Source organism: Phenylobacterium sp. (assembly GCF_025934275.1).
Lineage (GTDB): Bacteria > Pseudomonadota > Alphaproteobacteria > Caulobacterales > Caulobacteraceae > Phenylobacterium.
This window is the reverse complement of record NZ_JAICYI010000060.1, coordinates 1-23443: the sequence shown is the minus strand read 5'-3', so window position 1 is coordinate 23443 and position 23443 is coordinate 1. Positions and strand designations below refer to the sequence as shown.

Annotated in this window: 25 protein-coding genes, 1 tRNA gene and 1 rRNA gene; 16 read left to right on the top strand and 11 right to left on the bottom strand. The window is 70.1% G+C overall.

Annotated features, from left to right (window positions below; translation table 11 throughout):
• Positions 1–69: 69 nt before the first annotated feature.
• Positions 70–184: ribosomal RNA gene (gene rrf, locus Q0W60_RS14350) — 5S ribosomal RNA — on the top strand.
• Between the two features lie 51 nt (positions 185–235).
• Positions 236–312, top strand: a tRNA-Met gene (locus Q0W60_RS14345).
• A 60-nt stretch (positions 313–372) separates the two neighbouring features.
• Here Q0W60_RS14345 and Q0W60_RS14340 read toward each other — a convergent pair.
• Positions 373–1146 (bottom strand): SDR family NAD(P)-dependent oxidoreductase, encoded by a 774-nt coding sequence (locus Q0W60_RS14340; RefSeq protein WP_297696750.1) that lies wholly within the window; start codon positions 1144–1146, stop codon positions 373–375.
• Positions 1147–1148: 2 nt separating this feature from the next.
• Positions 1149–1961, bottom strand: coding sequence for an enoyl-CoA hydratase-related protein (locus tag Q0W60_RS14335; protein WP_297696749.1), 813 nt, complete (start codon positions 1959–1961; stop codon positions 1149–1151).
• 119 nt (positions 1962–2080) lie between these two features.
• Between Q0W60_RS14335 and Q0W60_RS14330 the strand changes: the two genes are divergently transcribed.
• Genes Q0W60_RS14330 through Q0W60_RS14310 form a run of 5 tightly spaced genes read left to right on the top strand, consistent with a single transcriptional unit; the run spans position 2081 to position 6223 of the window.
• Positions 2081–3046, top strand: a complete 966-nt coding sequence (locus Q0W60_RS14330) for an alpha/beta hydrolase (protein ID WP_297696747.1) — start codon at positions 2081–2083, stop codon at positions 3044–3046.
• 11 nt (positions 3047–3057) lie between these two features.
• Positions 3058–3693 carry a glutathione S-transferase family protein gene (locus tag Q0W60_RS14325; RefSeq protein WP_297696745.1) on the top strand — a complete coding sequence of 212 codons (636 nt, stop codon included), beginning with the start codon at positions 3058–3060 and terminating at the stop codon, positions 3691–3693.
• Positions 3690–4484: a glutathione S-transferase family protein gene (locus Q0W60_RS14320; protein WP_297696743.1), complete on the top strand. Its 795-nt coding sequence runs from the start codon at positions 3690–3692 to the stop codon at positions 4482–4484. The genes Q0W60_RS14325 and Q0W60_RS14320 overlap by 4 nt, the downstream gene beginning before the upstream one ends.
• A complete protein-coding gene (locus tag Q0W60_RS14315) occupies positions 4484–5395 on the top strand; it encodes a glutathione S-transferase family protein (protein ID WP_297696741.1) in 912 nt (303 codons plus the stop codon). Before Q0W60_RS14320 ends, Q0W60_RS14315 begins: the two co-directional genes overlap by 1 nt.
• 12 nt (positions 5396–5407) lie before the next feature.
• Entirely contained in the window at positions 5408–6223 is an 816-nt protein-coding gene (locus Q0W60_RS14310; protein WP_297696739.1) for a crotonase/enoyl-CoA hydratase family protein, read from the top strand.
• Here Q0W60_RS14310 and Q0W60_RS14305 read toward each other — a convergent pair.
• Positions 6220–6981 (bottom strand): SDR family oxidoreductase, encoded by a 762-nt coding sequence (locus Q0W60_RS14305; protein ID WP_297696737.1) that lies wholly within the window; start codon positions 6979–6981, stop codon positions 6220–6222. The genes Q0W60_RS14310 and Q0W60_RS14305 overlap by 4 nt on opposite strands.
• A gap of 60 nt (positions 6982–7041) precedes the next feature.
• Between Q0W60_RS14305 and Q0W60_RS14300 the strand changes: the two genes are divergently transcribed.
• On the top strand, positions 7042–9048 hold the full coding sequence (locus Q0W60_RS14300) for a TonB-dependent receptor (protein ID WP_297696735.1): 2007 nt from the start codon (positions 7042–7044) through the stop codon (positions 9046–9048).
• Here the strand turns inward: Q0W60_RS14300 and Q0W60_RS14295 are convergent.
• Positions 9045–9857, bottom strand: a complete 813-nt coding sequence (locus Q0W60_RS14295) for an arylamine N-acetyltransferase (RefSeq protein WP_297696733.1) — start codon at positions 9855–9857, stop codon at positions 9045–9047. The genes Q0W60_RS14300 and Q0W60_RS14295 overlap by 4 nt on opposite strands.
• A gap of 4 nt (positions 9858–9861) precedes the next feature.
• Positions 9862–11082 (bottom strand): LLM class flavin-dependent oxidoreductase, encoded by a 1221-nt coding sequence (locus Q0W60_RS14290; protein ID WP_297696731.1) that lies wholly within the window; start codon positions 11080–11082, stop codon positions 9862–9864.
• Between the two features lie 290 nt (positions 11083–11372).
• Between Q0W60_RS14290 and Q0W60_RS14285 the strand changes: the two genes are divergently transcribed.
• Together Q0W60_RS14285 and Q0W60_RS14280 are read left to right on the top strand one after the other, a co-directional pair.
• Complete coding sequence (locus tag Q0W60_RS14285) at positions 11373–11816, top strand: hypothetical protein (RefSeq protein WP_297696729.1); 444 nt, start codon at positions 11373–11375, stop codon at positions 11814–11816.
• Positions 11817–12080: 264 nt separating this feature from the next.
• Positions 12081–12935 carry a glycine zipper 2TM domain-containing protein gene (locus Q0W60_RS14280; RefSeq protein WP_297696727.1) on the top strand — a complete coding sequence of 285 codons (855 nt, stop codon included), beginning with the start codon at positions 12081–12083 and terminating at the stop codon, positions 12933–12935.
• A 328-nt stretch (positions 12936–13263) separates the two neighbouring features.
• Here Q0W60_RS14280 and Q0W60_RS14275 read toward each other — a convergent pair whose 3' ends face one another.
• The gene (locus Q0W60_RS14275; protein WP_297696726.1) at positions 13264–13524 is read right to left on the bottom strand and encodes a hypothetical protein; all 261 of its coding nucleotides are present in this window, start codon (positions 13522–13524) and stop codon (positions 13264–13266) included.
• A 449-nt stretch (positions 13525–13973) separates the two neighbouring features.
• Entirely contained in the window at positions 13974–15095 is a 1122-nt protein-coding gene (locus Q0W60_RS14270; protein WP_297696724.1) for a DNA topoisomerase IB, read from the bottom strand.
• A gap of 120 nt (positions 15096–15215) precedes the next feature.
• Here Q0W60_RS14270 and rlmJ point away from each other — a divergent pair, with 120 nt between their 5' ends.
• From rlmJ to Q0W60_RS14250, 4 genes are all read left to right on the top strand, one after another.
• Positions 15216–16037, top strand: a complete 822-nt coding sequence (gene rlmJ / locus Q0W60_RS14265) for a 23S rRNA (adenine(2030)-N(6))-methyltransferase RlmJ (protein ID WP_297696722.1) — start codon at positions 15216–15218, stop codon at positions 16035–16037.
• A 25-nt stretch (positions 16038–16062) separates the two neighbouring features.
• The gene (locus tag Q0W60_RS14260) at positions 16063–16623 is read left to right on the top strand and encodes a sugar transferase (protein WP_297696752.1); all 561 of its coding nucleotides are present in this window, start codon (positions 16063–16065) and stop codon (positions 16621–16623) included.
• A gap of 61 nt (positions 16624–16684) precedes the next feature.
• Positions 16685–18829, top strand: a complete 2145-nt coding sequence (locus tag Q0W60_RS14255; RefSeq protein ID WP_297696720.1) for an AsmA family protein — start codon at positions 16685–16687, stop codon at positions 18827–18829.
• Positions 18830–18898: 69 nt separating this feature from the next.
• Positions 18899–19369 carry a cytochrome c gene (locus Q0W60_RS14250; protein WP_297696718.1) on the top strand — a complete coding sequence of 157 codons (471 nt, stop codon included), beginning with the start codon at positions 18899–18901 and terminating at the stop codon, positions 19367–19369.
• Between the two features lie 10 nt (positions 19370–19379).
• Here Q0W60_RS14250 and Q0W60_RS14245 read toward each other — a convergent pair whose 3' ends face one another.
• Entirely contained in the window at positions 19380–19712 is a 333-nt protein-coding gene (locus tag Q0W60_RS14245) for a hypothetical protein (protein WP_297696716.1), read from the bottom strand.
• Between the two features lie 174 nt (positions 19713–19886).
• On the opposite strand from Q0W60_RS14245, the gene Q0W60_RS14240 reads away from it, so the two are divergent.
• The gene (locus tag Q0W60_RS14240; RefSeq protein ID WP_297696714.1) at positions 19887–20645 is read left to right on the top strand and encodes a hypothetical protein; all 759 of its coding nucleotides are present in this window, start codon (positions 19887–19889) and stop codon (positions 20643–20645) included.
• Here Q0W60_RS14240 and Q0W60_RS14235 read toward each other — a convergent pair.
• Entirely contained in the window at positions 20642–21016 is a 375-nt protein-coding gene (locus Q0W60_RS14235) for a hypothetical protein (RefSeq protein WP_297696712.1), read from the bottom strand. The two genes, Q0W60_RS14240 and Q0W60_RS14235, sit on opposite strands and share 4 nt — an antisense overlap.
• A gap of 113 nt (positions 21017–21129) precedes the next feature.
• Between Q0W60_RS14235 and Q0W60_RS14230 the strand changes: the two genes are divergently transcribed.
• Positions 21130–22275 (top strand): L-lactate dehydrogenase, encoded by a 1146-nt coding sequence (locus tag Q0W60_RS14230; RefSeq protein WP_297696710.1) that lies wholly within the window; start codon positions 21130–21132, stop codon positions 22273–22275.
• 133 nt (positions 22276–22408) lie between these two features.
• Here Q0W60_RS14230 and Q0W60_RS14225 read toward each other — a convergent pair whose 3' ends face one another.
• Entirely contained in the window at positions 22409–22702 is a 294-nt protein-coding gene (locus Q0W60_RS14225) for a hypothetical protein (RefSeq protein ID WP_297696708.1), read from the bottom strand.
• 117 nt (positions 22703–22819) lie between these two features.
• A partial coding sequence (locus tag Q0W60_RS14220) for a hypothetical protein (RefSeq protein WP_297696706.1) occupies positions 22820–23443 on the bottom strand: 624 nt, incomplete at its 5' end.

The window sequence follows — 23443 nt, the reverse complement described above, 5'->3', positions numbered from 1 at the left end:
ATCGTTCTTATCAAAATTCATGCGCGCTTTGCGCAGACCGTGATGTCTTCTTCGCATCCGCTTCGTTGACCTGGTGGCTATGCCGGGGGGTCCCCACCCGATCCCATTCCGAACTCGGTCGTTAAGCCCCTCTGGGCCGATGGTACTTCGTCTTAAGGCGCGGGAGAGTAGGTCGCTGCCAGGTCTACCAAGCGGATGCGCGGTCAAAACCCTTCAATTCCGATCATCGACTTGCCGCGGGGTGGAGCAGTCCGGTAGCTCGTCAGGCTCATAACCTGAAGGTCACAGGTTCAAATCCTGTCCCCGCACCCAAGTCCCTCATCGAATACAGCCCCGCTTCCCAGCGGGGCTGTATTCGTTTGATCGTGCAGCTCAGGCGTTGCGCGCCATCAGCCCGCCGTCCACCGGGATCACAGCCCCCGTGATGTAGGAAGCGGCAGGCAGGCAGAGGCTGAGCGTCATGTGCGCCACCTCCTCGGGCCGGCCGTAGCGGCCGAGCGCGGTCCTGCGGCGGGCGAAGGTTTGACGGTCAGCCTCGGGAATGCCGCCCGTCATGCCGGTCAGGATCGGCCCCGGACAGATGCAATTGACGGTGATCCCTTCGCGGCCGAGCTCGACCGCAAGGGCGCGGGTCAGGCCCGTGACCCCGGCCTTGGCGGCGGCGTAGGGGCTGTCCCGGGCGGTCGCGCCCAGCGCCTCGGTGGAGGCGATGTTGACGATGCGCGGACATCGCGAGCGGCGAAGGTGGGGCAGGGCGGCCCGCACCAGTCGCTGGTGGGCGGTGAGCAAGATGGCGAGCGCACGGTCCCAGACGGTCCCATAACTTTCGGCGTCGATCGGCGCGAAGGCGGAGACGCCCGCGTTGTTGATCAGAATGTCCAGGCCGCCGAAGTGCTCGGCGACCTCCGCTGTCACCGCCGCGATGGCGGCGGGATCGGCGACGTCGAGCGCCCAGGCGCGGACGCTGAAGCCGTCCGCCTTCAGGGCGTCCGCCAACTCGTGGACCGCCGCCTCCGAGACGTCGGTCGCCGCCACGTTTGCGCCTTCCGCCGCGAACACCTCGGCCGTGGCGCGCCCCATGCCGCTGCCGGCCCCGGTGACCAAGACCGTCAGGCCCGCGACAGATCGGCTGAGAGACTCCTCCATGCTCAGCGCCCCCGGAACGCTGGCTCGCGCTTCTCGAGGAAGCTCGCGACGCCTTCTCGATGATCCTCGGTCCGCATCAGGCGACGGATCTCGCCGATCGCCCACGTGCCGATCTGGCGCGGATCGCCGTAGGCGCTCCGTTTCAGCCCCGCCTTGAGCGCCTGGACGGCGAGCGGCGGATTGGCGGCGATGCGGCCGGCGAGGTCCAGGGCGCGCGCCATCAGCGCCGCGTGCGCGACCACCTCGCTCACCAGACCGATCCGCAGCGCCTCAGGCGCATCGATGATCTCGCCGGTGAACAGCAGCTCGGCGGCCTTGGCCGGACCGACCACCGCCGGCAGGCGGTAGAACCCGCCCACGTCACAAACCAGTCCGCGCTTGACGAACAACTCCCCGAACCGCGCCTGCTCTGACGCCAGCCGGATGTCGGCGAACAGCGCCAGCTCCATGCCCCAGCCGACCGCGGCCCCGTTCACGGCGGCGATCAGCGGCTTCTCGCATTCCAGCGCCGCCATGGCGGCCGGCGTGGGTTGCGGCTCGCGCGGTCCGGGCGCGGCCGAGACCGCCTTCGGCCCGGCCATGATCTCGCCGACATCGTCGCCCGAGCAGAACGCCGGGTCGGCGCCCGTGACGATCACGCAGCGCACCTGCGGGTCGGCCGAGGCGGCGCGCAGCGCGGCCTCCAGCTCGTCATAGGCCTGGAAGTTCAGGGCGTTGCGCCGGTGCGGCCGGTTGAGCATGACGACCGCCACCTGCCCCTCTGTGCGGGCCTCGACGGTTCCGAATCCTTTGGTGCGTTCAGCGAACGAGATCATGGGCGCGCCCCTTTCATCGATGGATGCTGGCACGGCGGCGCGCGGGGTCAACGATGACGCCGGGTCAGGCTTGCCAGGGCCGCCGCCTCGGAGAACAAGGACATTCGCGAGGAGGGGTCATGGCTGATTTCCGTATCATCGACGCCGGCGAGGTGAAGCTGCGCTGCGCGATCGAGGGCGAAGGTCCGCTGGTGATCCTGGTGCACGGCTTTCCAGAGAGCTGGTTCTCCTGGCGCCATCAGATCGGCCCGATCGCCGACGCCGGCTTTACCGCCTGCGCCATCGACGTGCGGGGCTATGGCGGGTCCGACAAGCCCGAGCCGATCGAGGCCTATTCCATGGCGCATCTGACCGCCGACGTGGCCGGTGTCGCGCAGGCGCTGCAGCCGCAGGGCCCCGCCATGCTGATCGGCCATGACTGGGGCGCGCCGATCGTCTGGAACACCGCGCTCACCCGGCCGGAGCGGATCGCCGCCGTCGCGGGTCTTTCGGTGCCCTACACCGGCATCCCGGACCGGCCGTTCACGGAGTTCTTTCACGCGGCCTACACCGCCAGGAACCGGTTCTTCTACCAGGCGTGGTTCCAGAAGGTCGGCCCGCCGGAGGCGGAAGCGGAAGCCGATGTGCGCGGCTTCCTTCGCAAGTTCTATTACGGCATCTCGGGCGATGCGCCGCCGGGCAGCTGGCCGCACAAGCCGGCTGACGCCACGCTCCTGGAGGGCATGGTCGACCCAGACCCGTTCCCGTCATGGCTCACCGCGGCCGAACTCGACTACTACGTCGCCGAGTTCGAACGCTCAGGGTTTCGCGGGCCGATCAACCGCTACCGCAACCACGAGCGCGACTTCGAATGGCTGCAGGCCTTCCGTGGCCGCAAGATAGAACAGCCCTCGCTGTTGATCGGCGGCGACAAGGATCCGGCGTTCAACGGTTTCGGCCGGATCGCCGACCCTGGCGCGCTGATGGCCCAGGAGGCCACCGATCTACGCGGCGTCCACGTCCTTGGGGGCTGCGGCCACTGGACCCAGCAAGAGCGCGCGGCCGAGGTGACGGAGCTGCTGATCGATTGGCTGAAAGGCCTCTGAGGGAGACGGCGATGATCGAGCTGCACCACTGTCCCGACGCGCGCTCCTTCCGGGTGCTCTGGGCGCTCGAAGAGATGGGATTGCCGTACGACCTGCGGTTGCTGCCCTTTCCGCCGCGGGCGCGGGCGCCAGAGTACCTGCAGGTCAATCCGCTCGGCACGGTGCCGGCTCTGCGCGACGGCGCGACCTTCATGACCGAGTCCGCGGCGATCGTTCAGTACCTGGCGACTCGCTACGGCCCGAGTCCGCTCGCGGTGCCGGTCGAGGATCCCGCCTATGGCGCCTGGCTGAACTGGCTCTACTTCGGGGAGGCGACGCTGACCTTCCCACAAACCCTGGTGCTCCGGTATTCGCGCTTCGAGACCGGCCGCGCGGACCAGGCGGCGCAGGACTACGCCCAATGGTTCCGCGCGCGCCTAAAGGCGGTCGATCGGGCGCTGGCGGGCGGCGAGGATCATCTATGCGCCGGACGCTTCACGGCGGCGGACATCTCGGTGGGCTATGCGCTCCTGCTCGCCGACTTCCTGACGCTCCTCGACCGCGCGCCGCCCAGCATCGAGGCCTATTGGGCGAGGCTCAAGGCGCGGCCGGCCTTCCAGGCGGCCAAGCGGGCGCAGAAGGCCGAGCTCGCGGAGATCCTGCCATGACGATCACCCTCTACGATCATCCGCTGTCGCCCTATGCGCAGAAGGTCAAGATCATGCTGCGGGAGAAGAGCTTGGCCTTCGAGGCAGTGCTGCCTCAAGGCATGGGCGCGGGCGGCGCAACCGGCCCGTTCGTCGAGGCCAATCCGCGGGCCGAGGTGCCCGCGCTGGTCGATGGCGAGGTGCGGGTCTTCGATTCCACGGTCATCATCGAGTACCTCGAGGACGCCTACCCGGAGCCGCCGCTGCGGCCGGACGCGGCGGCCGAACGGGCGCGGGTGCGCATGCTCGAGGAGGTGATGGACACCCACTTCGAGGCGATCACCTGGGGATTGGGCGAGCTTTCCTGGTTCCGTCGCGCGGAAGGCGCCGAGGCCGAGGCGATGGGCGCGCGCGCGGCCGCCCAGCTGACCGGCTTCTACGGCTGGCTGGAGCGCCAGCTGGCTGACAGGACCTGGTTCAACGGCGCGGCTTTCGGTTGGGGCGACCTCTGCGTGGTTCCGTTCGTGAACGGGGCGGTGGCCCAGGGCCATGCGCCGGCCGAAGGCTCGCGGCTGGCGGGCTGGGTCGCGCGCGCGAACGAGCGGCCTTCGGTCGCCAAGGCGCGCGAGGACATCGCCGATTGGAGCCGCGGCGCGAGTCTGGGCGATGTCGCGCAGCTCGTCGAGAAAGGGCTCTTCAAACGCGAGTACCGTGACCATCGCCTGGAATGGATGGTCAAGAGCGGTGGGCTCGGCGTCGTACTGCGCGGGGTCGAGCGCGACAACATCCGCTTCGCGCCGGACTTCGCCTGATGGCCGAGATCATCCTGCACCACTACGACACCTCCCCATTCTCCGAGAAGCCGCGGGTGGCGTTCGGCGTGAAGGGCCTGGCGTGGCGCTCGGTCATCCAGCCGGTGATCATGCCGAAGCCCGACCTCGTCGCGCTCACCGGCGGCTATCGGCGCATCCCGGTGATGCAGGTGGGGGCGGACGTCTACTGCGACACGCAGGTGATCCTGGCGGAGCTCGAGGTGCGCGCGCCCGAGCCGCCGCTCGTTTCCGGAGCCGACTGGGCCGTCAACATCTGGGCCGACCGGCTGTTTTTCCAGGCGACGGTGGGCGTCGTGTTCGGCGAGATCGGCGACAACGTGCCGAAGGCGTTCATCGAGGATCGCGAGAAGCTGTCCGGGCGGCCTTTCGACATGGCGGCGATGAAGGCCGCTGCTGCGCCGATGCGGGCCCAGTGGCGATCGCACGCCGCATGGATCGAGGCGGGTCTGGCGAAGACGGATTTCCTCGGCGGTTCCAGGCCGAGCCTGGCTGACGTGTCGGCCTATATGAACGTGTGGTGGCTGACGGCGGCGGCGCGTGGGGCGGCCGCGGCGCTGCTGGCCGACTTTCCGCAGACGCAGGCCTGGCGAGAGCGCATGGCGAAGGTCGGCCACGGCCGCCGGAGCGAGATGACCCCGCCCCAGGCGCTGGACGCCGCACGCGACAGCGAGCCGGCCCCGCCGCCGGCGCACGATGGCTCCGACCCGCTCGGGCTAGCGCCGGGCGATCGTGTTCATGTCAGCGCCGATGACTACGGCCGCGACCCGGTCGCCGGGCGGCTCGTGGCGCTGACGCCCGAGCGTGTCGTGATCGCCCGCGAGACGCCCGAACTCGGGCGGCTGCACGTCCATTTCCCCCGCATCGGCTATGTGGTCGCGCGGGTCCAGTAGGAGATCGAGCTCATGAACGACCGCGTCACAGTGGAGATCGAGGAGGGCGTCGCCGACGTCCGGCTGGTGCGAAGCGACAAGATGAACGCCCTCGACAACGCGATGTTCGAGGCGCTCGTCGAGACCGGCGAGCGGCTGAAGACCCAGAAGGGCGTGCGCGCCGTGGTTCTGTCGGGCGAGGGCCGGGCGTTCTGCGCCGGACTCGACATGGGCAATTTCCAACAGATGGCCTCGGGCGAGCGGCGGGGCGGCGAGCGCACCGTCGATGAGCTGACCCGTGGCCGCACGGCCGCCGGGGCCAATAGGGCGCAGCAGTGCTGCTACGTCTGGCGCGAGATCCCCGTGCCGGTGATCGCTGCGGTGCACGGCGTGGCGTTCGGCGGCGGCTTCCAGCTCGCGCTCGGGGCCGACCTGAGGTTCGTGGCGCCGGACGCGCGGCTCGCAGTCCTGGAGATCAAGTGGGGACTGGTGCCCGATATGGCCGGGATGGTCCTGATGCGCGGGCTGGTCCGCGACGATGTGGCCCGCGAGCTCACCTGGAGCGGGCGGATCTTCGGCGGAGAGGAGGCTGTGGCGATGGGTCTGGCCACCCGCGTCTGCGCCGATCCGCGCGCCGAGGCGCTGGCGCTTGCCCGGGAGATCGCCGGCAAGAACCCCGATGCGATCCGCGCCGGCAAGCGGCTCCTCAACCTCGCCCAGGGCGATGCTCCGATGGACCAGATCTTCCTGGAGGAGACGCGCGAGCAGGTGGCGTTGATCGGTTCGAAGAACCAGGTCGAGGCGGTGACAGCCAACCTGCAGAAGCGGGCCCCCGCCTTCGCGGACTAGCCGCGGCCGATGAACGGCATCTTGGTGGCCATGACGGTCATGAACTGCACGTTCGCCTCGAGCGGCAGGGAGGCCATGTAGACGACGGCGTCGGCGACCGCCTGGACGTCCATGGTGGGCTCCGGTGCGACCGAGCCGTCCGCCTGCAGCACGCCGCGGCTCATGGCGCGCGTCATCTCGGTCGCGGCGTTGCCGATGTCGATCTGGCCGCAGGCGATGTCATAGAGGCGGCCGTCCAGCGACGTGGAGCGGGTCAGCCCGGTGATGGCGTGCTTGGTCGCCGTGTATGCGGCCGACCTGGGCCTCGGGACGTGAGCGGAGATCGAGCCGTTGTTGATGATCCGGCCGCCGCGCGGCTCCTGCGCCTTCATGATCCGGAACGCGGCCTGGGTGCAGAGGAAGGCCCCGGTCAGGTTGACGTCGACGACCCGCTTCCAGGCCTCGACGGACAGCTCTTCCAGCGGCACGGGCGGCGCGCCGGTCCCGGCGTTGTTGAACAAGAGGTCGAGCCGGCCGAAGCCCGCCTGCACGGCGTCGAACAGCGCCATGACGGAGGCCGCATCGGAGACGTCGGCACGATGCGGCAACGCGCGCACCGAGCCCTCGCCCGCCAGACTGGCGGTCTCCTCGAGGGGTTGCACGCGGCGGCCGGCGAGGCCCACGGACCATCCTGCGCCGAGCAGGGCGAGCGCCGCGGCGCGGCCGATGCCGCTGCCCGCGCCGGTGACGATGGCGACCTTGCCGGTTGCGCGATCCATCGACGCTCGATAGCCCTTGAGGCCGCCAAAGCCTAGCTGCGCCAATCAAGAAGCGATCGTATGCCCGCCGCTCTTCCGCCCCCGCCGCCGAACCAGGTCGAGGTCGTCGTGGTCTATCCGCCACGGCTCGCGCCGCTCGGCGGGGATGCGGCGTTCAGCGCCGTGCGGGTGGGCCCGGAGGTCCTGAAGGCGACGCCGCGGCTGGACGATGCGCTGGAGAGCGTGCCGGGCGTCTCGCTGTTCCGCCGCGCGAGCAGCCTGGGGGCGAACCCGACCACGCAGGGTCTGTCGCTCAGGGCCATCGCACCCTCCGGCGCGGGCCGCGCGCTGGTGACGCTCGACGGCGCGCCGCAGAACGACCCCTTCGGCGGGTGGGTGATCTGGACGGCGCTGCCGCCCGAAGGGCTGGACGGCGCGACAGTGGTGCGGGGCGCAGGCGCGGGCCCCTATGGCGCGGGGGCGCTGACCGGCACGGTCACGCTGCAGGAGCGGGGCGCCATGGACGGACTCGCCGCGCTCGATGCCTACGCCGGCGACTACACCAGCTATCGCCTCGCCGCGGCGGGCGGCGCGCCTGGGCTGCTGGTCGTCGGCCAGGTGCAGACCTCCGGCGGCTACACGCCGGTGCGCGGGCCGCGCCGCAATGCGGTGGACGAGCCGCTGACCCTCGACACCGAGTCCGGCTCGTTCCGTGTGCAACACGACTTTGACGGGGTCCAGGCGGCGGTCCGGCTCGCGGCCTATGGCGAGCGGCGTGGTGCCGGCCTCGCCGGCGCCCGCGCGATCGCCTCCGGCGCCTCGGGAACGCTGACCGTCGGGCGCACGCCGAGCGAGGGCGTCGGCGGCTGGCGCGTGCAGCTCTGGATGCAGACCAGCGACCTGCAGAACAGCTCCGTCGCCGTGGCGGCCGATCGCATGACGACGACGCCGGCCAACGACGAGTACGCCACGCCGGCGCAGGGCTACGGCCTGAACGCCGCCCTGGAGGGCAAAGCCGGCGCCGTGTCCTGGGATCTCGGCGTCGACGCGCGGCTCTACCACGGCTTCGACTTCGAACGGTTCCGGTTCATGAACGGCGCCTTCACCCGCGGACGGCAGGCGGGCGGCGAGGCCGGCGTCGGCGGCGCCTACCTGGAAGCGGCCTACGACCGGGGGCCCTGGGTGGTCACCGGCGGGGTGCGGGTGGACGAGTGGTTCCAGCGCGATGCGGTGCGGATCGAGCACGACCTTTCCACCGGCCGGATCACGCTCGACCAGCCCTCGCCGGACACCTCGGGAACCACGCCCACCGGCCGCCTCGGCATCCGCTACGATCTGTCGTCGGCGCTCTATGTCCGCGCCGCCGCCTACGTCGGGTTCCGGCCCCCCACGCTCAATGAGCTGTATCGGCCGTTCCGGGTCGGCAACGACGTCACCGAGGCCAATGCCGACCTGAAGCCGGAGAAGCTGCAGGGCGTGGAGGCGGGCGTCGGCGGCGAGGGTCCGATCCACTGGTCTGGCACGGTCTTCTACAACTGGCTGAAGGATCCGGTGACCAATGTGACCATCGGAGCCGGGCCGGCGACCTTTCCCGTCGCAGGTTTCATCCCCGCAGGCGGCGCCCTTCGCCAGCGGCAGAACGCCGGCGAGATCGATGCCTATGGCTTCGAGGGCGAGGCGTTCGGGGAGCTGTGGAAGAGCCTGAGCTGGCGTGCGGCGGTCGCGGCGACCCACGCGCGCGTCGACGGCGGCTCCGCAGCGCCGCAGCTCACCGGCCTCAGGCCCGCCGAGACGCCGGAGCTCACCGTCACCGGCGGGCTCGACTGGCGGCCGCTGGACCGCCTGGACCTGACCCTTGATGCTCGTTACGAGGGCGGCCGCTGGGACGACGACCTCAACACCCGCAAGCTGCATGCGGGCACGGAACTCAACATGCGGGCCGGCTGGAGCATCGCCCCGCATGCGGAAGCCTATGCGGCGGTCGACAACGTCGCGAACGCCAAGCTGGACACCGCCATCGCCGGTGACGGCACGGTCAGTTTCGCCGAACCCAGGATGGTCCGCGTGGGCTTCGCCTATCGCCGCTAGGCCGGCTGGGCGAACAGCTCCTGGTGCCGCTGCAGGATGCGTGGCCAGAGGTCCGCGGCTTCCGGCAGGTCGAGATCGAAGTCGCAGACCAGGATCTCCTGAAATTCGTCCGCCGAGCCAATAAGATGGTCTTCCACGCCGTGCGGCCGGACGGTCTTCAGGATGCGGCCGCGCAGGACGAGGATCTTGCCCGGCCGATGGCGCTGGGCGGTGGCGTTCAGCACGAAGGGGCTCTCCGGCCAGGTCTGCAGCCATGCGCATTTTTCGGCGAGCAGCGCCGGATCGGCGGCCTCCGTTGTGAAATCGAACGAAGGGGCGCCGCCGAACGCGTGGTTGTGGAAGCGCCACCAGCGATCATCGAGCTTCTCGAGCCGGCACTCGAACCCACCGGCCACGATCGCGCCTTCGCGCAGGGGAAAGGGTTCGAAGGCGCCGTCGCCGAAGCCCACGTCCGCGATCCAGGACGCGTCCTGCAGATCCACCTTCAGCACCAGGTGGTTGCCGACCATGACTTCGCCCATGAGGTCGCGGCGCACGCCGCCGGCCAGCCGCGTGACGGAAAAGCCGATCGCCTCCAGCGCCGCGGCGAAGAGGCCGTTCATCTCGTAGCACCAGCCGCCGCGGCGACGGACGACCAGCTTCTCGAAGGCGGCGTCCGCTTCTATCGTCACCGGTCGGCCGAACTGGACGTCGAAGTTCTCGTAGGGAATGGCGAGCAGGTGCGCGCGGTGCAGCGCGCAGAGCGTCTCGCAGTCCGGACGCGGCGCGCCCACGAAACCGATGCGGTCGAGATAGGCGGTGAGCTGCAAGCCGTTACTTCGCTTTCTCCGGCGGGGCGGCCTGACCGGTGATCATGGCCACGATCTCGGGCCGGATGTTATCGGCGCCCTTCTCCTGGATGTGCTGCACGATCCGCGCGCCGACGGCGCCGCGGACCTCCGTGGTGAAGGCGTTCTTGTTCTCCTTCACCCAGGCCATCGAGGCCTCCCGGTTGTCCTGCAGGTTCTGGAAGCGCGGGAAGACATAGCGGGCCATCAGCTCGTAGGACTTCTTAGTGGCGTCCCAGTTCGCCCAGTTGTGCGCCATCAGAAGGAAGGCGCCGAAGCCGCCGTCGGACTGGTCGACCAACTGCTGGATGCGGTGGGCGGCGTCGTCGGGCGTGCCGATGACCGCGAGGCCCGTGTCGACCATCGCCTTCACCGGGTCGTCGCCCTCCGGCACGATCGGCAGGTTGGCGATCTCGCGGAAGTAGTAGATCCATTTGTCGAGGCCGAAGCGGATGTCCTCCATCGCCTGTTCGCGCGTCTCGGCGATGTGCATCGGGCCCACGAGGCGCCAGGCGCCCCGGTCCATGACCTTGCCGTGCTCTGCCGCCTGTTCCTCGGCGATGGCCCAGTTCGAGCGCAGCGCGTTGAAGCCGCCCACCGAGGTGGCGCCGAGCGACAGCAGCCCCGCGCCGTGCTGGCCGGCCGCGCGCGAGCCGGTGGGCGAGACCTGGCTGGCGACCGCGACCTCGACGCTGGGACGCGAGTAGGGAGTCATCTGGAGGCGCGCGCGGTCCAGCTCGAACCAGTCGGACTTGTGGGTGACCTCCTCGCCGCGCAGCAGCCGGATCAGCACGCCCAGCGCCTCGTCCATGCGGTCGCGCTGCTTGGCGACGGGGATGCCCATCATGAAGGCGTCGGAGACCAGCGCGCCCGGGCCGACGCCGAACATCACCCGCCCGCGGGTCATGTGGTCGAGCTGGTTGATGCGGTCGGCGAGCATCAGCGGGTGGTGGTAGGGCAGGGAGGAGACGCCGGTCCCCAGCCGGATGTGCTTCGTCCGCTCGGCGGCGGCGGCGATGAACACCTCGGGACTGGCGATCAGCTCATAGGCTGCCGAGTGGTGCTCGCCGATCCAGGCCTCGTCGTAATCCAGCCGGTCCATCCACTCGACCAGCTCCAGGTCACGCTGGATGGCCAGCGTCGGGTTTTCGTCGATGGGATGGAACGGCGCGATGAAGGCGCCGAAGCGCAGCCGGTTGGGCGACACGGATGATCTCCACGGGTCCGCGCGGCGTCCCCGCGCAGGATAACGCCGATCCTTTAGCGGCCCGACGCCGGGTAAGGCTAGCGGCCCGCGGCGTCGCAGGTTCGCCTCACCGATCGAGCAAGACCGGCGACCGATGAGTGCATGGGTGGCTCGGCCATGACGGGATGGTCAGGAGGCGTGCGCAGCGCGCCAGTCTGCGATCACGGGCTGGCGCAGGCGGCTTCCGCTTGCGCAGCTGAGGGCGCTAGACTCCGCCAACCGCAGACGCCGTCGCAGAGGCAAGGAGCACCATGGTCCGAGCAGCCTGTCATTGCGGGGCCGTCCGCATCACCCTGGAGCCCGGGCCGACCTGGGTGCTGGACTGCAACTGCTCGATCTGCCGCCGCTACGGGGCGCTTTGGGCCTACACGCACGACCGTCTCGCCGACCGCGACCTGGACGCGAGGCTGATCCAGGGCGAGGACGCGCTCGAGGTCTACATCTGGGGCAACCGCTGGATCGGCTTCTGGCGCTGCAGAAACTGCGGCTGCCTGACCCATCACACCGCGCTGTCGGAACCGAGCAAGATCCGCGGGGTAAACGCCCGGACGTTCGTCAACTTCGATCCGGCAAGCGTGACCATTCACCGAAGCGACAACGCCCACACCGGCTGGTTCTGGAGCCGCCCGGACGCACCGATCTGGGAAGGCGCGCAACCGGCCATGGCGCCGCCGGGGCCGGACGACTGGCGCTAGGACATGTACTCACAAAGTCCGAAGCGTGGGATATCGGCCGACAATCGGACCACTTCGCTGGCGGCACAGGGCCGATGGGGCGCTCTGGAAACCAATACGGCCGGACGCCTCAAATGAACAGAAATAAACATCTCACACCTTAAGGTTTTTCTCTCTCTCAATTCACATAATGAACAACCGTTCATAAATAAATATTCGCACGACTACCGAATTCAATAGGAACAATGCGAATAATAGCGCATTTTGTATCCTAAAGAGAAGGATATGCATCTTTCTCAGGAGCTCAATCTCATGCGCAACCACCTGCTCGTCGCCGGCGTCGCCGCGGCGGCCCTCATCCCCACCTTGGCGTTCGCCCAGACGAGCTGCGAGCGGCAGCACGAAAACCGGGTCGCCGGCACCCTCGGCGGCGGAGCCATCGGCGCCCTGATCGGCAGCGCGGTCGCCGGCCACGGCGACAAGACCACCGGCGCGGTGATCGGCGGCGTCGGCGGTGCGATCATCGGCAACCAGGCGACCAAGGGCAGCGCCGACTGCGCCCACGCCTACGGCTACTACGACAACAAGGGCGCCTGGCACGCCAACGCCGTCGCCCGCAACGACGCCCGCGGCTACTACGACCGCTCGGGCAGCTGGGTGGAGGGCGCGCCGAGCGGATACTACGACAGCCGCGGCGCCTGGGTCTCCGCCGACGCGCAGGGCTACTACGACAACGAGGGGGGGTGGATCCCCGCCAGGACCACCGGCTACTGGAACACCCGCGGCCAGTGGGTGGCGGCCGCACCCGCGGCGTACGATCGGGGCGACAACGGAACCTACGATCGCCAGGCCAACGGATCCTACGACAACCCGAGTCAGTGGGGCGGCGCCCGCTCCGACTTCCAATCGCGCGCCGCGTGGTTGGACCACAAGATCCAGCTCAGCGTTCAGGACGGCAGCCTGTCGGGCGCCGAGGGACGTCGAGCGGAGCACTCGTTGCGCGACATCCGATATCAGGAAAGCCGCATGCGCCACTATCACGGCCAGCTCCGGGCCGCTGACGCGGCGACGATGGAGGGCAGACTCCAGACCCTGCGCCAAAGCATCCGAATGAGGACGGACAACGGAGATCGCGGCTAAGCCCGCGACGCCTCGCCGGATTCGTCCGGCGGGGCCCGTGCGTCGGGGGTCGTGAGGGGCCCCGTCGCCTGGCTGGTCATCGGCGTCGTCGCCGGCTGGCGGCCGGGACCATTGAGTCTTAGCGCCGGTCTATAAGAAGAGGGGGCGAGGGGCGCATGGCGCGCGTCAGGTCTTGGCGAACGACCGCTCAGGGGTCGCAGGCGGCCCTGATCCTCACTCCAGCGGACTCCGCTGGACACAGCGAAGAGCGGAGGTCGAGGACATCGCCGAGGGGTGGGGAGCGGACGGGCGATATCGAAGCGCGCCGCGCGGAGAAAAGACGAGCGTCCTAGCCGGACAGAGCTCGGTTACGGGACACGCTCGGCGCTTCGTCGCCCGAGACAGTCAGGGTCCAGAGCGTCAGGTCGGTCGAATCCGTGACGGTCACGATCAGGTCCGGCTTGGCCCAGAACTCGTCGCCCGCATCGCGAAGGATTTCCCCGAGCAGTTGGACGGCGGCCCCCCTGGCCGCGCGCAGGTTCGGCAGAGACGTCCCCTCGGAATCGCGGCTGAATTCGCCGTAGTCGATGTGGAAGAAGTAGCGCTCCACGGCCGCCCCTATGCGAGCGCCGGGGCTAGCTGGTTCGCGGGCTCGACAACCGGCATGACAGAGGCGCGGGCGCGAGCAACGACCTCACGTCGGGCCAGCACCATCCGCAGATGGTCGCCCGAACGTTCAATCCGGCGCGCAAATAGGGCTTCGGCAGTCTCGGATTTGCTGGACATCGCGTCTCCCGTCACAGGCGGGAGCGCGGAAGTCTCTCAGCCACCGGCGCCTGAAGGAATGGCCGGTGATGGCGGAATTATACGCCGACTGCGCACAGGATGCGAGGGTGGGCTTGTCTCGGTTCGGCGCCGCCGCGCCGGAGCGAAGCCGGAACTCGGAAACGGGCAGGTCCGCTCGGGTTCGGATGCTGTCATCGCCAGCACGCCCGCAAGCGGGCCCTGCTCACCGGCGCTAGTGAGTACACGGTCTGGGCGCGGGGCGCCCGAACGGCGTCAGTGGGCGTGGCGCTCGGCGGGGGCGGCGGCTGCGGGACGGCCGTTGCGGCGGGCTTCGGCGCGGAGCTGGGCCTCGGCGGCGTCGCGCGCCTCCTCCAGGAAGCGGATGACCGCCAGCTCGAAGGCGCGGCCTTCGAGCCCAGGGCTGATCGGCAAGGCGCCGTCCTCGTAGGCCTTCAGCACCACCGGGTGGATGTAGGCGCTGCGGCAGACGGCGGCGGTGTTGCCCAGCAGGCCGGCAACCGCCTTCACGCAGGTGACGATGTGCCGTTTGGCCTCGCTGGCGCTGCCGCATTCCGGCGCCATGGCCAGAGCGCGCGCGGCGGAGAGCGTACCCGCCCAGGTGCGGAAGTCCTTGGCCGAGAAATCCTCGCCCATCGTTTCGTGCAGGTAGGCATTGACGTCGGCCGACTCCACCGTCCGCTGGACCCCGTCCTCGTCGATGTACTGGAAGAGGCGCTGCCCGGGCAGGTCCTGGCAGGCTTTGACGATGCGGGCGAGCCGCCGGTCACGGAAGCCGGTCCGGTGGACCTTGCCGCTCTTGCCGCGGAATTCGAAGATCGCCCGCGACCCTTCGATGCGGGCGTGCCGGTCGCGCAACGTGGTGAGGCCGAAGCTCTTGTTCTGCTTGGCGTATTCCTCGTTGCCGACGCGGATCAGGGTGATCTCCATCAGCCGCACGACGGCCGCCAGCACCTTCTCGCGGGGAAGGCCGCGGCGAGCGAGATCGTGATCGATGCGCCGGCGCAGCTTGGGCAAGGCGTGGCCGAAGGCGATCAGGCGGTCGTACTTGTTCTCGTCGCGCACCCCGCGCCAGCGGTCGTGGTAGCGGTACTGCTTGCGCCGCTTCTGGTCACGGCCGATCGCCTGGATATGGCCCCGCGGGCTCGGGCAGATCCAGACGTCGGTCCAGGCCGGCGGGATGGCGAGCTTGCGGATGCGATCGAGAGTCGCCTCGTCGCGGATCGGTTCGCCGTCCGGGCGCAGGTAGTTGAAGCCCGTGCCGGCCTTCCGGCGGCGGATGCCGGGATCGTGGTCGGAGACGTAGATCAGGCCGGCCGCCTCGACGTCTTCGAGCGGGACCTGGGGGCCGGCGGAGTCGGCTAGATCGCGCGCCACGGTCATCGATCCGGGCCGCGCGCGGCGGTGGAGACGCTGGACATCAAGGGAACTTTCCGCTGGCCGAGCGCCAACGTGCTATCGGGACGCGGGTTCCTCTGTCGGCTGGACGCCAAAGCCTTGAATTATCGCCATGCTTTCCACGCCGGGAACTTCGCCGACCTGGTGAAGCACGCCGCCCTGCTGGAGCTCCTGGCGCGGCTCGGCGTGAGCCCTGGCCCGCTCACCGTGATCGACACCCACGCGGGGCGCGGGCTCTACGACCTCACCGGGCCGGAGGCGCAGCGCTCGGGCGAAGCCGAGGCCGGCGTCGGTCGGCTGACGGCGGCCGCTGACGCGCCGGACGTCTTCGACGGCCTGACCCAGGCGGTGCGCGCGCTCAATCCTGACGGCGAGCTGCGCCGCTACCCCGGCTCGCCCTGGCTGATCGCCCGCGCCTTGCGCCGCGGCGACCGCTACTTGGCCTGCGAACTCAGGGCGGACGAGCACAAGGCGCTGCAGGCGGTCCTTCGGGCCGCGCCCAGCGCACAGGCGCTCTGCGCCGACGGCTTCCGTACAGCGACCGAGCGGACGCCGCGCGACGGGCGCGCACTGGTGCTGATCGATCCGCCGTTCGAACACGCAGACGACTCCCGACGGACCGTCGAGACCGCGGCGGCCGTGCTGGATCGCAACCCCGCGGCGCACCTGATGGTCTGGCTGCCGCTGAAGGACCTGGCCACCTTCGACGCGTTCCTGGGCGATCTCGAAGACGCCGTCGCCGGGAAGCTGCTGATCGCCGAGACCCGTCTGCGGCCGCTCTCCGACCCCATGAAGATGAACGGCTGCGCCCTGGTGTTCGCCAATGCACCGGCGGATCTCGCCCATCCGCTGGAGGCGATCTGCGGTTGGACCGCGCGAGTCTGCGGCGAGACGGGCGAGGCTCGCGTCTATGAGCGGTGAGACGCCCGGGCTAACAATCGTCGGCGTGAAGCGGGTGGTGGACATCGCGGGAGCCCTGGCAGGCCTGGTCCTGCTCTCACCGCTGCTGCTCGGGCTCGCTGTCGCGGTCCGCCTGGAGAGCCCCGGGCCAGCGCTCCACTGGTCGAAGCGGATCGGGCGCTACAATCGCATCTTCCGGATGCCCAAGTTCCGCACCATGCGGATCGGGACGCCCGACGTGGCGACGCATCTGCTGGCGGACCCGGAAGCCTGGGTGACGCCGCTCGGGCGCATGTTGCGCCGCACCAGCCTCGATGAGCTGCCGCAGCTCTGGAGCGTGCTCGTCGGCCACATGAGCCTGGTGGGGCCCAGGCCGGCGCTGTTCAACCAGGACGATCTCGTGGCGCTCCGCACCGCGGTGGGCGTCGAGATCCTGCGGCCGGGGCTCACCGGCTGGGCGCAGATCAACGGCCGCGACGAACTGCCGATTCCGGAGAAGGTGAAGCTCGATCGGGAGTACCTGGAGCGGCGCTCGCTCGCGTTCGACCTGAAGATCATCGCCGGCACGGCGCGCGCCGCCGTCACAGGGCGAGGGGTAAGTCACTAGACTTCCAACGGAACTTGACCGGACCGCTCGCGCGTTGATGTGCGATCGCGGAGTTCTTGCTGTGTCCAGCGAAGCCTTCAACGAGCCCAAGCGCGACCGGGTGCCGCCGGAGCCTGCGATGCGACGCCCGGACGGTGGCCGCCGGCCGTTGGCGCGCGCCGAGAGCTGGGCGCGGGAGCGCTGGGAGGCGACGCGCACGCGCCTCGCCGGGGGCAGTTTCCACGCACCGCATTTGCGGCGGCCAGGCCGCAAGGGCCTCGCCATCACCGGGGCGGTGCTCGCCGTCATCGCCATCGCGGTGGCGATCCTGGTCGCGATCTGGGACTGGAACTGGTTCCGCAGCCCGCTCGCGAGCTACGCCTCCGCCCGCATGCATCGTCCGGTGACGATCAGCGGCGACCTGCACGTCCACCTCTGGTCCTGGACGCCTTCGGCCACGGTGGACGGCGTGCACATCGCCAATCCGGCCTGGGCGGGCAAGGGCGAGATGGCCGATATCAACCGCATCGCCGTCACCATCCGGCTCGCCGCGCTGCTGGGCGGTCAGGTGGACCTGCGGCTGCTGGAGTTCGACAATCCGGACGTGCGGCTCTATCGCGACCAGCAGGGCCGGGCGACCTGGGACTTCTCGAACGGCGCCAAGAGCGATCAGCCGCTCAGGCTGCCGCCGATCCGCAATTTCGTGATCAGGAACGGCAAGCTCTACGTGCGCGACGCCGTGCGCAAGCTCACTTTCACCGGCACGGTGGCGGCCAGCGAGCGCCTGGGCGCGGTCAACCAGGGCTTCGAGATGCGCGGACAGGGGGCGCTCAACAACCAGCCCTTCACCCTGCAAGTGACTGGCGGGCCGCTGCTGAACATCGACCGTAACAAGCCCTATCCGTTCGACGCCGACATCCGCGCCGGGCCGACCTACGTCACCGCTCGCGGCGCGGTGCCCAAACCGTTCGATTTCGGCCACTTCTACATGAACGCGACGGCGCGCGGGCCTGACCTCGCCGACCTCTACGGCATCACCGGGGTGCCGCTGCCTAACACCCCACCCTATGACCTACACGGCAAGCTGACCCGCGACGACAGGCTCTACAGCATCAGTGGCATCGGGGGGCGCGTGGGCTCGTCGGACCTGACCGGCAACCTCTCCGTGGACTCCGGCCGCCCGCGCACTTTCCTCAAGGCCAACCTGCTGACGCGGACGCTGAACTTCCCGGATCTCGGGGCGCTGTTCGGCGGCGCGCCCAAGCACGGTGCGGTGGCTTCGCCGTCGCAGAAGATGGAAGCCCAGCACCTGGCCGCCGAGAACCGCATCTTTCCGGATTCCACGCTCGATACGCGCCGCATCCGCCAGATCGACGCCGACGTGACCTACAAGGCGGTCGCCATCCGGAACGCGCCGGTAAACCTCAGCGCCGGCTCGGCGCGGGTGAAGCTGAACGACGGGCTGCTGCGCGCCGAGCCGCTGAGCCTCGACCTGCCGCAGGGCCGGATCAGCGGCTACATTCAGCTGAACGCCCGCAAGGCCGCGCCGGTCAGCGACGTCGACCTGCGGCTGAGCAATGCGCGCATCGAGCACCTGCTTCCGTTCCACTTCCAGGGCTCGATACCGTTCGCCGGGCCGCTGTTCGGCCGGGCGAAGCTCACCGGCACGGGCGACAGCGTCCACAAGGCGTTCTCCACCGCCAACGGCCGGGTGACGGTGGTCGCGCCGGGCGGCGAGATCCGCCGCTCGATCGCCGAACTGATGGGGGTCGACGTGATCAAGGGCCTGGGCCTCCTGATGTCGAAGAACCAGCAGACGGCGCCGATCCGCTGCGCCGTGGGCGACTTCCGGGTGAGGAACGGCGTGCTGAACGCCGACACCCTGGTGTTCGACACCGGCCCGGTGCTGGTCACCGGCGCCGGCCAGGTCAACCTGGGGACCGAGCGCCTCGACTTGCGCCTCCAGGGCCATCCGAAGAAGTTCCAGCTGGTCCGGCTGCGGGTTCCCGTGGAGATCGAGGGGCCGATCCGCAGCCCGAGCATCAACCTGGAGAAGGGCCCCGCTATCGCGCAGGGCGGCGTGGCCGCGGCGTTGGGGTCGTTCCTGTCGCCGCTCGTCGCGATCCTGCCGTTCGTCGACCCGGGCCTGGCGAAGGACGCCAACTGCGGCGCGCTGGTGGCGGAAGCCGCGCAGCATGGCGCGACAGCGACGACCGCCTCGCGCTGAGCCGTTGACGAGCGGCGCGCCGGGCCGGCACTGTCCCGCGCATGGAGTTCGGTCCGGAGAGGGCTTCAGATGGGCATGGCGCGGTGGATGGTCGGGGCGGGGCTCGCCCTGTCGCTGACGGTGGGCGCCGCCGCGGCGCAGGTCGCGACGGGCGGGGCGGTGAAGGACCGCCAGGCGCATTTCCTTCAGCAGGGCGCCGCATTCAAGGCCCTGCTCGACGAGCTGAAGAAAGACCAACCCGATCCGGCGGTCATCTCCAGCAACGCCGCCAAGCTGAAGAGCCTTTCGGTCGAACTGCCCACTTGGTTTCCGGCCGGCAGCGGTCCCGAGACCGGCGTGAAGACGGAAGCCAAGGCCGAGGTCTGGAGCGAGCCGTCCGAGTTCGCCCAGGCCGCGCAGCGATTCCAGGCCGAGGCCGCCAAGCTCGATCAGCTCGCGATGGCCGGCGACCTTGCCGGCGTCAAGGCCGAGGCTGGCATGGTCGGCGGCGCCTGCAAGAACTGCCACGACCAGTTCCGCGCGCCGCCCGCGAAGACCTGAGGGCCGCGGCTCAGCTCGCCCGGGCCGCCTCGTGCAGGCACTTCAGCCAGGCGTCCTCGCGCGCCTTCTCAGCGTCGCGCAACTTGGCTTCGGCGTCACGCACCCCGGCGTCGTGCTTGCGCCATTCGGCGACGGCGCCTTCGCGCGCCGCGCGCGCCGCCTCCAGGGTGGGAAACCTGGCGAGCACCGCACGTACCGAATAGCTCACCGGCGGCCCCACGGTCTCGCGGTCGGGATAGAAGCCGGTGATGGAATCGGCGCTCTCGCTCTCGATGTGGAACACGTCCGCCCAGCCCGCGTGATGGCGCATCAGGGCCCAGGGCCGTTCCACCCGCTCGCTCACCGCAATCCTCCTTGCAGAACTTGACCGACGAATCCGCCGCGGACGACGGCGTCAAGCTAGCAAGCCCGACGCGCGGCTCCAACGCCGCGGGCGCGATTTTGGGCTTCCGCTCGGGCCCGGTTCTATGGAAAAGCCTGCGGCATTGATTTGACGATTGATTGCGAGCCTCAGCGTTTGTCCCAGATCGTGATCGGCCGCCAATTCCGCGGCCCGCCCAATTCCGGCAACGGCGGCTATGTGTGCGGCGTCCTCGCCAGGGAGATCGAGGGTCCGGCGACGTCGGTGCTGCGCGCCCCGGTGCCGCTGGACCACCCGCTCAGCTATGCGCGACGGGACGGCGCGGTGATCATGTCCAACGCCGAGGGCCAGCTGATCGGCACGGGCGAGGCTGCTCCCGCGGCCGAGCTGCCGGAGCCACCGGTCCGCCCCTCGCTGGCCGCCGCGCAGGCGGCAGGCGAGCGGTATGCGGGGCTCGTGCAGGGGTTCCATCCGATCTGTTTCACCTGCGGGGCCGATCGTCCGGACGGCGACGGCCTGCGAGTGTTCACCGGCCAGCTCGCCAGCGCCCCCAAGGGCGTGGTGGCCGGTGTCTGGACCCCGCACCGGGCCTTCGCCGACGCCGACGGCCTGATCACGGCGGAGGTGATCTGGGCCGCGCTCGATTGTCCGGGCTTCTTCGCCTGGGTCGAGCGCGAGGGCCGGCACGGCGCGCTCCTGGGCACCATGACCGCCGAGGTGCTTCGCCGCCCGGCGCCGGGCGAGCCGCTGATCGTGCTCGCCTGGCCGATTGCGCGCGACGGCCGCAAGGAGACCGCCGGCGCGGCGCTGCTCGGTCCGGACGGTGAGGTCCTGGCCCGCGCGCACCAGGTCTGGATCGTCATGGGCCCGCGGCCGCCGGCGGCGCGCATCGAAGCGGCGGCCTCCGAAGCCTAGGGCGGCGTCGGCGTCGTCGGGTCCGGGAGCCCCGGAGCTCCGCCGGCCAGGCTCGGCGGCTTCGACATCGATCCGTTCAGCATGGCGCGCACCGTCGGGTCGTTGACCACGGCGTCGTCGGCGGCCTTGGCGGCGGCCGCCACCTTCGGATTGGGCGCGGCGGCGGGGGCGGCCCCGGTGTCGGTCGCCTTGCGGTCAGCCAACCGCCGGGCGATCTCCTGATGGCTGGTGGCCAACCGGGACAGCGAGCCGCGCGGCGGCGTCGAGGCCGCGCCCTCGCTCTGCGGCGACGAGGCGCTCCCGGTCTGGGCGGCCGCGGGAAGGACCATGAGCGCCGCGAGCGCCACGGCGGCCGGCCAAATCGCACGCATCTGCATCACTCCTGGTGGCTGCTAGGAAGCTGAACGCAGAAGTCGCGACGGAAGGCCATGGAAATCGCAGGGCTTCGTCGTGCATCCTGCAGCCCGGACAGACGGGGGCAGGCATGCGCGCGGCGTCAGTGTCGGACTTTCGGGAGCTCGCCCGGCGGCGGCTTCCGAACATCTTCTTCGAATACATCGACGGCGGCTCCTACGCCGAGGTGACGCTCGGCCGCAACGTGGCGGACCTGGAAGCGATCGCGCTCCGCCAGCGGGTGATGCGCGACATGCGCGCGCTCGACATGAGCGTCGAGACGCTCGGCCAGGCGTTGGCCATGCCGGTCGGCCTCGCGCCGGTCGGCATGGCCGGCATGTACGCCCGCCGGGGCGAGGTCCAGGCTGCCAGGGCCGCAGCCGCCGCGGGCGCGCCGTTCTGCCTGTCGACGGTGAGCGTCTGTTCGGTGGAGGAGGTGGCGCGCGGCGCCCGTCCGCCCTGGTTCCAGCTCTACATGCTGAAGGACCGCGGCTACATGACCGAGCTGCTCGGCCGCGCCAAGGCGGCGGGCTGCCCGGTGCTGGTGTTCACGGTCGACCTGCCCGTGCCGGGCTCGCGCTACCGCGACATCCGCTCCGGGTTCACCGGCGCGAGCGGCGTCGCCGGCGCGGCCAGGCAGGCCCTCGACGGCCTCGCGCATCCGGCGTGGATGTGGGACGTCTGGGCCAACGGCCGGCCGCATTCACTGGGCAACGTCGAGGGCGCGCTGGCGCAGAAGGGCCGCCGCGTCACCGATTTCCTCGGCTGGGTGGCGCGCAACTTCGACCGCTCGGTGACCTGGGCCGACCTCGACTGGGTGCGTCAGACCTGGGACGGTCCGATCGTCGTCAAGGGCGTGCTCGACGTGGAGGACGCCCGCGAGGCGGTGCGCTGCGGCGCTCAAGGCGTGGTGGTCTCGAACCATGGCGGCCGGCAGCTGGACGGGGTGAAATCCTCGGTGGCGGCCCTGCCTAGGATCGCCGACGCGGTCGGCGGCGAGCTCGAGGTGTTCATGGACGGTGGCGTCCGCTCCGGCCTCGATGTGCTCAAGGCCGCGGCGCTCGGCGCCAGGGCCTGCTTCGTCGGCCGCGCTTGGGCCTGGTCGCTGGGCGCCGGCGGCGAGGCCGGGGTCGCCCAGATGCTGAGCATCCTGCGCTCCGAACTCGCGGTGGCGATGATCCTCACTGGCTGCAGGACGATGAAGGACGCCGGGCGCGAGCTGCTGGATCTCGACTGAGGCCGCGGTTCTTGCATGACCCGCCTCGCCGTCCTGACCTTCGACGAGCCCGAATTCGAGCCGTCCTACGCGGATGGCGACCCTGCGCGCCCGGAACGCCCGGCGACGCACCGCCCTCGATGTGACGCCTTAGCTAGGGCGCGTCTTCCTTGGCCTCGGGCGCGTCGGAGGGGGAGCGGGAGCGCACCGCAAGCAGCGCCGCGTAGGCGCGCGCGAAGGTCCGGGGAATACTGCCCGACGCGAGACCGGCGCCCAGCAGGCTGACGACCCCGCCCGCGACGGCGCTCGGCCACCACCAGAGGAATACCGAGGCCCACCACGGCAGGTGGAAAAAGCCCCAGATCCAGATCGCCACGCCGAGAAGGAGGCCCCAGCCCCAAACCAGCACGCCATGCGGCCGACCGGTCTTCTCGTTTCGGAATGGCACAGGAAGAACTCCAACCCTGCTGTCACGGGAGAGGCATGCAAGATCGAGCCCGCGGGCGGGCCCGGCCGGGGAGGGGGCGAGGCGCCCCCCAAGACCGTGGCGCAGGTCGGCGCGGGCCTATGAAAACAGGAAGTCTGAGACGTTCAGGCTCGCGGTGGAGGTCAGGTTCGAGATCGTGGCCACCAGCGTGGCCGGGCCATAGCTGTTCGCATCAGGGTCGTAGTAGATCCCGACGTGATGGTCCGGCGTGTAGGCGGCCACCAGCACGCCGCCAGCGAAGTTCCCCGGCAAGGCGACCAGCAATCCGTCGACCTTCGCTGCGCTGTCCGCAGCGCTCGGATCGCCGTCCCAGATCACCACGTCGGCGCCATTGATGTGCGCCCAAGGATCGAAGGCATCGACCACGTTCGCGCTGCCGGGCCCGGCCTGGTTGGCAAGCTGGAAGCCGCCGGCGCCGGTCTGGAAGCTGAAGTGGTCCGCGCCTTCCAGATAGTTCGTGATCACCTGGCCCACGTTGGCAGGGCTGAGGGCGAAGACTCCCGCCGCGGCGCTCGAGGCGCTCCCCGGGTCGGCCGCAGGCGGGGGCGAGATGACGGAGCCGCCGTCGTCGTTGAGTATGACGCCGGTGCCGGAGCCGGTGGCGATCGCTGCGCCGGTGGGGTTGGAGAGGGAGAGCGTGAAGCCTTCGTCGGCTTCGGCGGTGGTGTCGCCGTGGATCGGCACCCAGATGGTCTTGGAGCT

Bases quoted from the DNA above. Each gene is read 5' to 3' on its own strand.
- Q0W60_RS14310 (WP_297696739.1), top strand. From the start codon at position 5,408: ATGAACGACCGCGTCACAGTGGAGATCGAGGAGGGCGTCGCCGACGTC.
- Q0W60_RS14335 (WP_297696749.1), bottom strand. From the start codon at position 1,961: ATGATCTCGTTCGCTGAACGCACCAAAGGATTCGGAACCGTCGAGGCC.
- Q0W60_RS14285 (WP_297696729.1), top strand. From the start codon at position 11,373: ATGGTCCGAGCAGCCTGTCATTGCGGGGCCGTCCGCATCACCCTGGAG.
- Q0W60_RS14315 (WP_297696741.1), top strand. From the start codon at position 4,484: ATGGCCGAGATCATCCTGCACCACTACGACACCTCCCCATTCTCCGAG.
- Q0W60_RS14330 (WP_297696747.1), top strand. From the start codon at position 2,081: ATGGCTGATTTCCGTATCATCGACGCCGGCGAGGTGAAGCTGCGCTGC.
- Q0W60_RS14340 (WP_297696750.1), bottom strand. From the start codon at position 1,146: ATGGAGGAGTCTCTCAGCCGATCTGTCGCGGGCCTGACGGTCTTGGTC.
- Q0W60_RS14300 (WP_297696735.1), top strand. From the start codon at position 7,042: ATGCCCGCCGCTCTTCCGCCCCCGCCGCCGAACCAGGTCGAGGTCGTC.
- Q0W60_RS14280 (WP_297696727.1), top strand. From the start codon at position 12,081: ATGCATCTTTCTCAGGAGCTCAATCTCATGCGCAACCACCTGCTCGTC.
- Q0W60_RS14235 (WP_297696712.1), bottom strand. From the start codon at position 21,016: ATGCGTGCGATTTGGCCGGCCGCCGTGGCGCTCGCGGCGCTCATGGTC.
- Q0W60_RS14230 (WP_297696710.1), top strand. From the start codon at position 21,130: ATGCGCGCGGCGTCAGTGTCGGACTTTCGGGAGCTCGCCCGGCGGCGG.
- Q0W60_RS14305 (WP_297696737.1), bottom strand. From the start codon at position 6,981: ATGGATCGCGCAACCGGCAAGGTCGCCATCGTCACCGGCGCGGGCAGC.
- Q0W60_RS14250 (WP_297696718.1), top strand. From the start codon at position 18,899: ATGGGCATGGCGCGGTGGATGGTCGGGGCGGGGCTCGCCCTGTCGCTG.
- Q0W60_RS14325 (WP_297696745.1), top strand. From the start codon at position 3,058: ATGATCGAGCTGCACCACTGTCCCGACGCGCGCTCCTTCCGGGTGCTC.
- Q0W60_RS14320 (WP_297696743.1), top strand. From the start codon at position 3,690: ATGACGATCACCCTCTACGATCATCCGCTGTCGCCCTATGCGCAGAAG.